The following is an 11925-nucleotide window of genomic DNA, read 5'->3' on the forward strand; positions in this document are numbered from 1 at the left end:
GACTGGTTACGCCAGCCTGCAAACGCGGCCCGGTGGCAGCTTGCCAGTCGGGCCGCGTGTGTGCCTACTCGATGTTGCGCGGCACGTTGCGCTTGCGGTCCTCCTCCGAGATCCAGGTCTCTTCGTCCTCGACCAAGTAGTCGGGGCGCTCGCCCCTGCTGTTCTCGTCCTCGGGGCGCCTGCCATTGCCTCGGCCCATGCCTCCGGCCATGCCGCCCGCCATGCCACCGCGCTGAGATCCGCCGCGGCTTCCGTGCAAGCCGGCACCGGTGCCTGTGCCCTTACCGGTAGGCGCCTTGGCCGCTCCGACTACGCCGCCGCGAGCCTTCGCGAGGGCTCCACGACCGCCCGCTGCAGCGCCGCCTCGACCGGCCGCACCGGCCCCGGCACCGCCGCCCATACCGCCCATGCCGGCTCGACCTCCTGTACCACGGGCGGCTCCGGCGCCTCCCGGACCGCCGCTCAGGCCAGCACGGCCTCCCGGAGCACTGAGGCCGCTGCGCCCGACTGGGGAGATCCCACGCGGACCGCCAATGCCGCCGCGTCCGCCGCCAGCGCCGAGACCAGGTCCTCCGATCGGAGCAACACCGCCGGGCGGCACGGCGCCGCCACCACCACCTCCGCCACCACCGGGGATGGGGCCAGGGCTAAGACCGGGGCCAGTCAGCCCGGGCTTGATGCTGTCCACGTTTGTTCCGGTAGTGGGTGGCAGCGGGGCACCACCGGTAATGCCCTTCGCGCGCGGAATCTGTGGGGCGGTGCCGATCTGGCTAGTTCCGCCAGCACTCCAAGGCTTCGGAGCTGCACCAACCGCACCCGGCCGCGCATTGCCAGAAGGGCTCGGCACAGTGATGGGAGGGGGCATGGGCACGTCGCCAGACGGGGGGGCGTAGGGGTCGTTGGGGTCACCACCAACCTTCGGCGGTTTTGCGTAAGTCTTGTAGTTGTACGCCAACTGCTCCATCACCGCGACAGCTTCCAGCTGCTTCTGCTTACCCAGCGACAGCGAATCCGCGTTCGCCTTCGCCGCCGCCTCCGTGCTGGCACCGTTCTTGATGTCTTCCAGCAGCCGAGCGTCATTCCGCTCGTCATCGAAAGCTTTGTCCCAGGCCCTGTCCCAGCCGGACGGTTCCTTGATGTCCCGCATCTTCTCCCTGGATGCGCGCAGGTCCTTCTGGGCAGCGTCCATCATCTGCGCGTTGCGGTTCGCCCAAGCTGCGCCGTTCCTGACTTTCTGGGAGATCTTCGCCGCTTCACGCTGGAACGCCTGGGCCGCCTCGCCTTCCCAGTGTTCCAAAACGTTGTCGACAGCCGCTTGCAGCATGCCGGCGACACTGTCCTTGGCCGAAACCGAGTCGACACCGCCGCTCTTGCCGTCACCGTCTCCTCCGGAGAGGATGTTGTGGACCTGCTTCCAGTGCTGACTGACCTCGTAGATCCGGTCCGGATCCGCGTTCATGATCATGTCTTTCAGGGCAGGAATACCCAGGTTCATCAGGGGCGTGTCGATCTCACTGCGATCTGGCCCCCCCTTACCCCCGTTGGGCTGCTCCTCAAGAATCTCGTCGTGCTTGTCCTGGATGCGCTGCTCTCGCGCCTCCTGCTGTGCCTTGATCTGCTCGGGTGTGGGGTGGTAACCGCCGTACACCATCTTCGAACATCCCCTCCGTCAGTGGCCGATGCCTGTAAGCCTTCTAGAAAGCCGAGCCCTTGGACCCACGAGATCCGCCACCCATGTTCGTCTCGACCGCGAGTTCCTGGTCGGCGTACTTGTCCTTGACCTTTGAAGCGCTCGTGCCGAACTTTTCGATGAGGTCGTGAAGCCCTCGGATGATGTTCTCGATCCGGACCTTCTCTTCCTCGTGAGCCGCGTGCAGCGCGTTCGACTCCAGGAACTTGTCACTGCCGAAGGCACTGCTAGGGATGTTCGTCTCGTACTTGGCCTTGGTCTTGGCCGACTCCATGTCGCCAAGGAGACCGAGCAGCTTCCGGATGACCTCATCCAGCGCGCTCAGATCGACCCGCACTCCGTTGCTCATACCCCGTTGTCCTCTCCCCTGTGTTTCTTAACCTGACTGCCCGGTGCGCTTCTTCTGCCAGTCGCGCACCGCGATTCCGCTTCCGCTTGCCAGCAGCACCAGCAGTAGGCCCGCGCCCACCACGTACATGGCGACCCGGCGCTCCTGTTCCGCTTCTGTTTCGCCCATCGTCACCGCCATCGGGATGACCTCGCCGGCGCCCGCGGTCACCGGTGGGTCCGGCTTCGGGCGGGTGCCCGGGGTGGAGTCATCCGAGAGGGCGGCGACCGGGTCGACCACGCCCCAGCCCAGGTAGCGGTTCGGGCCGCGGCCGGGGCGCTGGGCGGATTCCTGGATGCGGGTGGTGATCTGGGCGGCCGTCCACTTCGGGTGCTTCTCCTTCAGCAGCGCCGCCACGCCCGCCACGTACGGGGCGGCGAAGCTCGTGCCGTCGGCCGTGCACTGGCCGCCCTTCGGGACGGTCGAGACCATGCCGACGCCGGGCGCCCCGATGTCGACGAAGTCGCCAGCCTGCGAGAAGGAGGCACGCTCGTCGTTGCGGTCGGACGCCGCCACCGCCAGGACCCCGGGGTACGACGCCGGGTAGGTGTCGGCGGACTTGCCGTCGGCGCCGTCGTTGCCGGATGCCGCGACGATCAGGGCGCCGGCGTCCACGGCGGCCGCCACCGTGTTGCGCAGCGGTCCGTTGTCCTTCTTGTTCGCCGTGTCCGACGAGATGTTGATGATGTCCGCGCCCTTGGCCACCGCGTCGCGGATCGCGGCGGACATCGTCCCCGAGTCGCCCTGCTTCTCCTCGCCGCCGGTGTAGCGGAGCGAGAGGATCTTGGCCTCCGGTGCGATGCCGGCGAAGCCGGTGCCCGGGTACGGCCGGGCCGCGATGATGCCCGCGACCCTGGTGCCGTGGCCCTCGATGTCGTCGGTGCCGTCCTTCGACTTGCCGACGTAGTCCTTGCCGCCCGGGGCCATCGCGCCGCGCAGCTGCGGGTTGGAGTCGTCGACGCCGGTGTCGATCACGGCGACCGTGACGCCCTTGCCCGTGGCCTGCGCCCGCAGTTGGTCCAGGAGTACGCGCTGGAGCGACCAGGGCGTGGACTTTATGGTCTTGCCGCCGAACGTGCACTCGGAGCTGGAGGACAGCCCGAAGGACGGCTTGTCGGCGTCCGCGAGACGGGTGGGGACCGGAGTGGCGGTGGCCGCTGCCGGCGGGGCGGCCGTGAAGCACACCCCCGCGACCGCGAGAACGCCACATGCCCGCTGCAGTGCGCGGGTTCCACTCGTGCGCGTACGCGGACGGGGTGTCAGGACCCCCATGTTCAGGCTCCCCAGGCTTTCTCGCTCCGGTCCGGGAATCGGCCGAAGATCTGGTTGTCGCAGAAGTGGGTCGGCCCAGCGGACGCCGTGGCGTCGCCGGGCCGGCCCAACTCGTCTTGCCTCGGGTCGGATCAGCCCCAGGTGTTGGCGTTGCTCTTCTCAGTGGCCTGGTAGTTCTCCGCCGAGCTCTGCAGCGCAGCAGAGATCTTCATCAGCGTCGCGTGCAGGTTGGCCGCGGTCTTGTCCCACTCGCGCTGCTTGCGCTGGTAACCCTCCTGCGCCTCACCCTCCCAGGTGGCGGCGACACGGCGGACAGCGGCCTCGACGTCGTCCAGCTGCTGCTTGATACGGCCGGCGGTGTTCTTCACGTCCGTGGACGCGTTGGTGATGGTGGCGTAATTGACGAGAATCGACATCGTCGCTCCCTTTCAGGAAGAAGTCGTGAGAAGGCGGGAAGAGTCGGCTCAGCCGAAGTCGGACATGATCTTGCTGACTTCAGCGTTCTGCTGCTCTTCCGACGCGGTGTAGTTGCTCCGCGTGGAGTCCACGGCTTCCTTGATGTCGTTGAGGATGTCGCTCATCTTCTTGGCGTCCTCGTTCCACCGGTTCTGGAGCTCGTGGTACGACTTGGCCGCCTGGCCCTGCCAGCCCCCCGCGATCTGGCTGATCACGCCGTCGAGACGGCGGATCTCGCCCTGGATCTGACCATTCACGGTGGCGATCTGGCCCGAGAGCCTGGTCAGCTCATCTTCTGTTACCCGAAACTGCCCGGCCATGGTGAACCTTCCCCCATGTCGTTGATGGTCCGGGAAGCCTGTGCCACTCCCCGGATAAGCGTCATATCAGTGAGCGCTGCACACACTCTATCGCCCGTCCGTCACACATCCACATGTGGCGGTTATCAGTTACAGAGTTCACACACATGCGCGACGGCCTTGTGATCGACAACGCCAAGTGCCGTGCCGCCTATGCCCGTTGGGGTCACTGACTCTGCGGCTGCGCGGCGCTGCCGGTGTCGAGCAACGGCCCCTTCGGGATGAACTCGGCGAACGGCTGGGGCACGGCGGTGGGGCTGACCTTCTCGTATCCGAGGCGGGTGCGCGCCTTGTCCGTCTCGCTCGCCCCGCTCTCCGAGGAGGACGAGTCGCCGGTGCCGCTCTTGTCTGCCGCGCTGTCGTTGTTCGACGGCAGCGAGTAGCGCAGGCCCGTGTCGGTCAGCAGATACGTCGAGCCACCGCCCTCTGCCGCACCCGTTACCTCCTTGAAGAGCAGGCCGGAGCCCGAAGAGACGTACGCGTTCAGCGAGTCGGCGATGACCTTCTTGGGGTACGCGGAGCCCGCCCAGGCGGCGAGCTTCGGCTTCGCGTCCGCTCCGATGCCTCCGCTGAAGACGCTGCACGAGGTGGTACGGGCCGCCTCCGTCGCCGTCGCCGCCGGGTTGGCCTGCCGCGGGACGTCGTGCGGCCAGCCCTTGTCGTCGTAGAAGGCTTCGCTGCGCCCGCCGTTGGCGGCGATGATGGTCGTGGTGTCGGCCTTGACGGCGGCGACCTCGTCGGTTCCGTACGCCTTCGAGGCGGACGGCGAGTCCAGCAGGAGGGCGGCGACGAACGGCGAGATCAACGCGACCCGGTCCTTCAGTACGACGTAGTACTGATGCCCCTGCGTCTCCTCCGCCTTGAGCACCCGACCGACCGTCGCGGCCTCGGCGGGAAGCTGCTGGAGCGTGGTCTGCTCCCCGATGCCCTCGACCGTGGGGAACGAGATCTCACCGCCGGGGTTGAGGGTCTTCAGCCACTCCGTGCTCACCGGCTGCGGCTTGGCCGTCGAGCTCATGACGGAGGCGCGCAGTTGCTGCATCTCCGTGTCGTCGAGCCCCGCCGAGCCGCCCAGGACGAAGGCGTTGCCCTTGCCGTCGACGAGGTACTCCGCCCTCGTCCTCGTGTCGACGACGTACAGCGCCTCGCGCGCGTCGACCTTCCCCGTGCCGCCGACCGACTTGGCGTCCTCCTCGTCGAGGACGAACACCGCGCGGTCGATGGCGGTGTTGGAACCCGGGGCCGGCTGCTCGCAGACCGCCCACGTCTTCGCCTTCTCGGCTTCCTCCGTGGTGGGCAGCCGGTCTGGCGCGTACGGGATGCCGAGCGTAGCGCCGTGCGGGATGCCGCTCTTGTCGATCTCCTTGCCGGGGACCTCGATGACGGTGCCCTTGCCCTTGTCCAGAAGGAGCTTGGCGGAGGCGTAGTTGAGGACGGGGTGCAGCGTCGGGACCTGCTTGCCGTTCGCCGCCTTGTCCTTGATGACGACGTAGCGCGTGGTGGAGTCGCTGTCGACGATGATGTGCTGGTAGGGAGTGTCCCAGCCCTTGGGCGCCGCCGGCTTGAGGACGCCCCAGGCGATGAAGCCGATCACCAGAACGACACCCACCGCCAAGCTGGGCATCACCGTACGGACGGGCCGCGGCGCTCCCTCGTCCGAGCCTCCGGGCGAAGGCGCCAGGAACGCTGCGACAGTGCGCTTGCGAGCGAACGTATAGGCGGCGAGCTCATCCCGACGCGTTGCCATGGTCCTGGCTCTCCCGTTTGGTCGTGCGTGAAGGCTGCTGGTCGTGCGTGAAGGCTGCTTCAGCCGAACAGGGCACCTACTATGCACTGCGCCGCGCGACCGTGATCCACCAGGTGCGCCGTCCCCGCCGCATCTTCACAGCCCTGTGCCATGTTCGTAGCCCGGCACCTGTGTCGCCCCGTGTTCATCAACGGGTACCGTGACCACTCGCACAACTGACGTGGGCAATTGTGGCCCCAGGCCCCGTCGCCGCGATCCGCGCAGACGGAAACCGCACCGACGACGGCCACCACTTCGCGAAAGGGATGTCCCGGGGGATGACCAGCGCTACGAGCACTCGGCGCGGACGCCGCGCACAGCAGCAACCGGGCCGTGGCCGCAGAGCCGCCCCCGCCCCGGCTCCCGCGGCGGCCGGCAACTCCGCGGCGCCGCGCACGCTGCCGCACCCCGGCGGCCTGGGCCCGCTGCGGCTCCAGCAGCTGATCCTGGTCGAGCTGGCGGCGGCCGTCATGCTGGCCGCCTGGGCCACTTCGAAGCCCTGGCTGCTCGCCCCGGCCGGCGCGGTGGCCGCGCTGCTGCTGCTCCTGGCGATCGTGCGCCGGCACCACCGTCCGCTGCCCGAGTGGTTCGAGACGACGCGCGCCCTCAAGCGCCGCCGGCGCGAGGCCAAGCTGCCCGTGCCGCCCGGTACGGACCCGATGCTGGCCCCGACCGTGGAGTGCGACCCCGCGCTGCGGACGTACACCTTCGTCTCCCGTGACGACCGTTCGATCGGCATGATCGGTGACGGATCGTTCCTGACGGCCGTGCTCTTCGTGCAGCCGGCCGACGAGCCGCTGCGCCCGGGGTTCGCCAATCGCCAACTCCCGCTGCAGCTAGTCCAGGACGCCCTGGAGGTCGACGGCATCAGGCTCGCCTCCGCGCAGGTCGTGCAGCACACCCAGCCGGCGCCCGCGCCGCACCTGCCCCAGCAGTCCGTCGCGGCACGGTCGTACGGACCTCTCCAGGCCCAGGCCGGTTCCCCCGCCCTGCGGCTCACCTGGGTCGCGCTCAAGCTCGACCCGGAGCTGTGCCCCGAGGCGGTGGAGGCGCGCGGCGACGGCGTCCCCGGCGCCCAGCGTGCGCTGCTGCGCGTCGCGGACCAGCTGGCGAGCCGGCTGGCCGGCGCGGGATTCCGGGCGACCATCCTGGACGAGAACGAACTCGTGCAGGCCCTCGCCACGTCGAGCTGTCTCAATCCGCGGGCCAACGCCCAGCGCGGCCAGGACGGGCGGCCGGCCCAACGGCGTACGGTCGAGTCGGTGCGCAGCTGGCGGGTCGACGACCGGTGGCACTCCACGTACTGGATCTCCCGCTGGCCGCAGTTGGGCGACGGCGGTGTCGCGCTGCCGCGGCTCGTCACGCAGTTCACCTCGCTGCCCGTCCTCGCAACGACGTTCAGCATGACCCTGAGCAAGGCGGGCAACCGCGGGATCTCCGTCGCCGGGCACGTACGTATCACCGGCCGGGGCGAGAACGAACTGGACCAGGTGCGCCGGGACTTGGAGCGTGCCGCGAGTGCGGCCAAGGTCGGCCTCGTGCGCCTCGACCGGGAACAGGTGCCCGGAGCACTCGCCACCCTTCCGCTCGGAGGTACCTCCTGATGTCCTACCCCACGCCGACCAGGAGCCAGGAGCCCGCCCGCACCCCGGCGCACGTGGCCTCGCCCACCGACACCGGTCTCATCCCGGTCATCCGGCCGGAGACGGCCCAGCAGCAACGGCGCATCTTCAGCCCGGGATTCGGGCTGCGCGGGCCGCGCCGCACCCGTCATGTCGTGACCGCCGAGGAGATCGCGGCGATCAGTGTGCCGATCGGCGACGACGGCGTCATCATCGGCACCGACACCCAGTCGCAGCCGGCGGTGCTCGGCCTGGCCCGGCCCACCCCGTTCGACGTCGTCGTCGTGGGCGGTCTGTGGATGGCCCAGGTACTGGCGCTGCGCTCGGCGGCGACGGGGGCCCGTGTGGCCGTCGAGACCGGTCGTCCGCAGGCGTGGCAGCAGCTCGCCCAGGCGGCGGGCGGCGGTCAGCAGTGCATGACTGTCTACCCGGTGGGCCGGGTGCCCGCGCAGGGTCCTTCGGTCTCCAGCCCCGTGGTCCTCATCCGCGACTGCGGTGTGCGTCCCCCGCGCGGGCGCGTGACCTCGCTTCCGTGGCAGGCCGTGGTGACCGTGCTGCCGTTCGTCGGTGAGCACGCGCCGCGCTGGCTGGCGCAGGCGCAGCTGGTCGGCATCCAGCGCATCTCGCCGCAGGAGACGGAGGTCGTACGGGAAACACTCGGGATCCCGGCGGAGCACCTGGAGATGCTGCCGACGCTGTCCGACAACGTCGCCCTGTGGTGTACGCGCAAGCACCGCAAGTACGTCATGACGGAACCCACGGACGCGGAGACGGGCCTGCTCGGCATGGCCCGCCGCCTGGACTGAGGGCACGCGCCGGGCGTCGTGGAGGGCCGTGGGGCGTGCGGGCCGGCGGGGGAACCGCGGAGCCGGTCCGCACGCAAGGGCGCTTTTCCGTACCGTGGGGCGAAAGATTAGTCTTCTGGTGATGCGGTGAACGTCGCAGCCGCGTAGGAACGCGCCACCCCATCCGCCCGACCGCGACGACGCCAGCAGCAGTTGCTGACCAGGAGGCAAAGCAGTGAACAGGGATCGGTCCGAGTACCACGGCGACGGCCAGTCCTCGGACGGGGACGACCGCGAGCTGGATCTCACCGGCGAGTTCGAAATCGTCTACGAGCCTCCTGCCTGGTACGACCAGAGCACGCGGGGTGGCTCCGCGCCGGGCGGCCAGGACAACGCCGGCCCCGTTTCCGCGCCGCCGCCGACCGGGCCGCCGCTGGGTCAGGGCCCCGCCCAGCCGGGGCCGCCCGCCCCGCAGGCCCCGGCGCCCGCGCAGCCGTTCGCGCAGGGGGCACCGCAGGCGGACCAGTACGGCACGGGTGGATACGGCTTCCCGCAGCAGCAGGGGCCCGGCGCGCCCCAGCAGGCCGGCGGTTACGGGTACCCGCAGCAGGCCGCGCCGGGCGGGTACGGATACCCCCAGCAGCCCGCGCCCGCCGCGCCCCAGCAGCCCGCGCCCCCGCAGCCTGTTCAGCAGCAGCCCGCGCCCCCGCAGGCCGCCCAGCAGCCCGTGCCCGGCGCACCGGTTCCCGGCCAGGACACGTCCGGCGGTTACGGGTACCCGCAGCAGCAGCCCCCGGTCGCCGCGCCCCAGGCGCAGGCCCCGGCGCCCGGTTTCCCCGTACTGCGCCCGGTCGGTGACGACGCGCAGGACAGCGCGCCCCAGGGTGCGGCACCCGAGGCGCCCGCCGCCGAGCAGGAGCAGCAGGCGGAGTCCGCCCCGGAGGTCCCCGAGCCGAACTACGCCGCCGCCGACGCCGAGGCCGCGGCGCTCTTCGGCAGCCCCGACGACGAGGAAGAGGCCGCCGAGGAGCCCGGCGGCGAGACCCCGGCGGGCGAGGCCGAGGCCCCGTCCGACGAGGAGGCCGCCGCCCGGGCCGGGGCCGCGGGCGACGGCGCCGGTGAGACCGCCGCCGAACCCGAGGCCGCGCTGCCGGCGCCGCCCGTGGCCCAGCCGCCCGTGTCCCAGCCGCAGCCGGCGGCGCAGGCGCAGCCGCAGGGTTCGCAGGAACTGCCCCCGCTGCCCCAGGGCTACCAGCCCGCGGCGCAGCCGCCCGCCCAGCCCGTGCCGGGCGTGCCGCAGCAGGCGGTGCCGGACGGGTACGGGTACCCCCAGCAGCCGGTCCAGGGCGCCCCCCAGCAGGGTCAGCAGCCGGACCAGCAGGCCGCGGCAGCCGCGCAGGCGGCCGGTTACGGCTATCCGCAGCCGTTCCCCCAGCAGCAGCCCCATCCGCAGTACCAGACGCCCCCGCAGGGCACGTTCGGCGCGGCCCAGCCGCTGCCGCAGCAACAGCCGGTGCCGCAGCAGCACCCGGGCTACCCCGCGCAGGGCGGGCCGGGCGCACCGGGTTACCCGCAGCAGCCCCAGCAGCAGGCGCCGCAGGCCGCACAGCCGCAGGCCCAACAGCCCGTGCAGCAGCCGCAGCCGCAGCCGCAGCAAGGGCACCCGCAGGCCGCGCAGCCCCAGCCGCAGCCCGCCCAGGCGCAGCCGCCGCAGCAGCCCGGATACAACTACCCGCCGCAGCAGGCGGGTTACGGCTATCCGCAGGCGGCGCAGCCCGCGCCCCCGCAGCAACCGCAGGCCCAGCAGCCCCAGTACCAGCAGCACCCGCAGCAGCAGGCGCCCCAGCAGCAGCCCCCGGCCGCGCCCACCGGTTACGGCTCCCAGGGCTGGACCGCCCCGACGGGCCCGCAGGCCGGCGCTCCCCAGCAGCAGGCCGCGCCCGGTACGCCGCTGGGTTACAACGCCGCCGTCGAGCTCTCCTCCGACCGGCTGCTGCGCAACCAGCCCAAGGCCCGTAAGAACAACTCGGGTCCGTCCCGCTTCAAGCTCGGCGCCAAGAAGGAAGAGGAGGAGCGGCAGCGCAAGCTGGCGCTGATCCGCACGCCGGTGATGTCGTGCTACCGGATCGCGGTGATCAGCCTCAAGGGCGGCGTCGGCAAGACCACGACGACCATGTCGCTCGGCGCGACGCTCGCCTCCGAGCGCCAGGACAAGATCCTCGCGATCGACGCCAACCCGGACGCCGGCACGCTCGGCCGACGCGTGCGGCGCGAGACCGGCGCGACCATCCGCGACCTGGTCCAGGCGATCCCGCAGCTGAACAGCTACATGGACATCCGCCGCTTCACCTCGCAGGCGCCGTCCGGTCTCGAGATCATCGCCAACGACGTGGACCCGGCGGTCTCCACGACGTTCAACGACCAGGACTACCGCAGCGCCCTCGAAGTGCTGGGCAGGCAGTACCCGATCATCCTCACCGACTCGGGCACCGGACTGCTCTACAGCGCGATGCGCGGCGTACTCGACCTGGCCGACCAGCTCATCATCATCTCCACGCCGTCCGTGGACGGAGCGAGCAGCGCGTCGACGACGCTCGACTGGCTCTCCGCGAACGGCTTCGCCGACCTGGTGCAGCGATCGCTCACCGTGATCTCCGGGGTCCGCGAGACCGGCAAGATGATCAAGGTGGACGACATCGTCGCGCACTTCGAGACCCGTTGCCGCGGCGTCGTCGTCGTGCCCTTCGACGAACACCTGGCTGCGGGCGCCGAAGTCGACCTGAACATGATGCGTCCCAAGACCCGCGAGGCGTACTTCCACCTCTCGGCCCTCGTCGCCGAGGACATCGCCCGCACCCAGCAGGGCCAGGGCTTCGCCCAGCAGCAGGCTCCGCCGCAGCAGGTCCCGCACCAGCAGCAGCCGCCGCAGGGGTACGCGCCCCAGCAGCACCCCGGCGCCGCTCCCCCGCCCGGCCAGGGCTGGCAGCAGCCGGGTCAGCAGCCTCCGCAGGGCCAGGGCTGGCAGCAGCAGCCGGCCCCGCCGCAGAACCCCCAGCAGCCCGGCCCCGGCTGGACCCAGTAAGTACCCGCCGGTCGTCCCTCGTGCGGGTGAGTTGCTACAAGCTGATGGTGCGCACGGCACCCGGGGTCGGCCTAAGATGCCCGGACGACGTCCTGCCCGTTGCCGAAAGGGAGTTTGACTGATGGGGAGCGCACAGGAGAAGGAAGAGCTGTACGCCCTCGACATCTCTGGCGTCGAGTGGCACAGCGCCCCCGGCACGAGCGAGCACGAGGAGCGGGTCGAGATCGCGTACCTGCCCGAGGGGGCCGTCGCGATGAGGTCGTCCGTGGACCCGGAGACGGTTCTGCGCTACACGGAGGCGGAGTGGCGGGCGTTCGTGCTCGGCGCGCGCGACGGCGAGTTCGACCTGACCTGAAGCGCGGCCGCCGATGCCGTGACAGCACCGGGGGACCCCAGGGGGGGGGCCGGGGGGGGGGGGGGTTGGGTTCGGTGGGTGGGGGGGGGTGGGGGGGGGGTTTTGTCCAACAGGGGGGGGGGAAACAAAA

10 protein-coding genes are annotated in these 11925 nt (G+C 70.8%); 4 read left to right on the top strand and 6 right to left on the bottom strand.

Annotation, left to right across the window (positions count from 1 at the left end; genetic code table 11):
- Positions 1-64 precede the first annotated feature (64 nt).
- From AC07FK_RS00140 to eccB, 6 genes are all read right to left on the bottom strand, one after another.
- Positions 65-1651, bottom strand: coding sequence for a WXG100 family type VII secretion target (locus AC07FK_RS00140; protein WP_479101162.1), 1587 nt, complete (start codon positions 1649-1651; stop codon positions 65-67).
- Positions 1652-1694: 43 nt separating this feature from the next.
- Positions 1695-2039, bottom strand: a complete 345-nt coding sequence (locus AC07FK_RS00145) for a hypothetical protein (protein WP_479101164.1) — start codon at positions 2037-2039, stop codon at positions 1695-1697.
- 27 nt (positions 2040-2066) lie between these two features.
- Complete coding sequence (mycP, locus tag AC07FK_RS00150; protein ID WP_479101166.1) at positions 2067-3350, bottom strand: type VII secretion-associated serine protease mycosin; 1284 nt, start codon at positions 3348-3350, stop codon at positions 2067-2069.
- A 131-nt stretch (positions 3351-3481) separates the two neighbouring features.
- Entirely contained in the window at positions 3482-3766 is a 285-nt protein-coding gene (locus AC07FK_RS00155; protein WP_479101168.1) for a WXG100 family type VII secretion target, read from the bottom strand.
- Positions 3767-3814: 48 nt separating this feature from the next.
- Entirely contained in the window at positions 3815-4126 is a 312-nt protein-coding gene (locus tag AC07FK_RS00160) for a WXG100 family type VII secretion target (RefSeq protein ID WP_069926597.1), read from the bottom strand.
- 205 nt (positions 4127-4331) lie between these two features.
- The gene (gene eccB, locus AC07FK_RS00165; RefSeq protein ID WP_479101170.1) at positions 4332-5912 is read right to left on the bottom strand and encodes a type VII secretion protein EccB; all 1581 of its coding nucleotides are present in this window, start codon (positions 5910-5912) and stop codon (positions 4332-4334) included.
- A 317-nt stretch (positions 5913-6229) separates the two neighbouring features.
- Between eccB and eccE the strand changes: the two genes are divergently transcribed.
- From eccE to AC07FK_RS00185, 4 genes are all read left to right on the top strand, one after another.
- Positions 6230-7555 (top strand): type VII secretion protein EccE, encoded by a 1326-nt coding sequence (gene eccE, locus AC07FK_RS00170; protein WP_479101172.1) that lies wholly within the window; start codon positions 6230-6232, stop codon positions 7553-7555.
- On the top strand, positions 7555-8379 hold the full coding sequence (locus AC07FK_RS00175; protein ID WP_479101173.1) for a hypothetical protein: 825 nt from the start codon (positions 7555-7557) through the stop codon (positions 8377-8379). Before eccE ends, AC07FK_RS00175 begins: the two co-directional genes overlap by 1 nt.
- Positions 8380-8593: 214 nt before the next feature.
- Positions 8594-11440 (top strand): SCO5717 family growth-regulating ATPase, encoded by a 2847-nt coding sequence (locus AC07FK_RS00180; protein WP_479101175.1) that lies wholly within the window; start codon positions 8594-8596, stop codon positions 11438-11440.
- Positions 11441-11561: 121 nt separating this feature from the next.
- Positions 11562-11795 carry a DUF397 domain-containing protein gene (locus AC07FK_RS00185; RefSeq protein ID WP_138899087.1) on the top strand — a complete coding sequence of 78 codons (234 nt, stop codon included), beginning with the start codon at positions 11562-11564 and terminating at the stop codon, positions 11793-11795.
- Positions 11796-11925: the final 130 nt, after the last annotated feature.

It is taken from the genome of Streptomyces sp. NPDC046122, from assembly GCF_056429965.1.

What these genes read in the sequence shown, in the direction of transcription:
- AC07FK_RS00140 (WP_479101162.1), bottom strand. Translation starts at nt 1,651, where the DNA reads ATGGTGTACGGCGGTTACCACCCCACACCCGAGCAGATCAAGGCACAG.
- AC07FK_RS00145 (WP_479101164.1), bottom strand. Translation starts at nt 2,039, where the DNA reads ATGAGCAACGGAGTGCGGGTCGATCTGAGCGCGCTGGATGAGGTCATC.
- mycP (WP_479101166.1), bottom strand. Translation starts at nt 3,350, where the DNA reads ATGGGGGTCCTGACACCCCGTCCGCGTACGCGCACGAGTGGAACCCGC.
- AC07FK_RS00155 (WP_479101168.1), bottom strand. Translation starts at nt 3,766, where the DNA reads ATGTCGATTCTCGTCAATTACGCCACCATCACCAACGCGTCCACGGAC.
- AC07FK_RS00160 (WP_069926597.1), bottom strand. Translation starts at nt 4,126, where the DNA reads ATGGCCGGGCAGTTTCGGGTAACAGAAGATGAGCTGACCAGGCTCTCG.
- eccB (WP_479101170.1), bottom strand. Translation starts at nt 5,912, where the DNA reads ATGGCAACGCGTCGGGATGAGCTCGCCGCCTATACGTTCGCTCGCAAG.
- eccE (WP_479101172.1), top strand. Translation starts at nt 6,230, where the DNA reads ATGACCAGCGCTACGAGCACTCGGCGCGGACGCCGCGCACAGCAGCAA.
- AC07FK_RS00175 (WP_479101173.1), top strand. Translation starts at nt 7,555, where the DNA reads ATGTCCTACCCCACGCCGACCAGGAGCCAGGAGCCCGCCCGCACCCCG.
- AC07FK_RS00185 (WP_138899087.1), top strand. Translation starts at nt 11,562, where the DNA reads ATGGGGAGCGCACAGGAGAAGGAAGAGCTGTACGCCCTCGACATCTCT.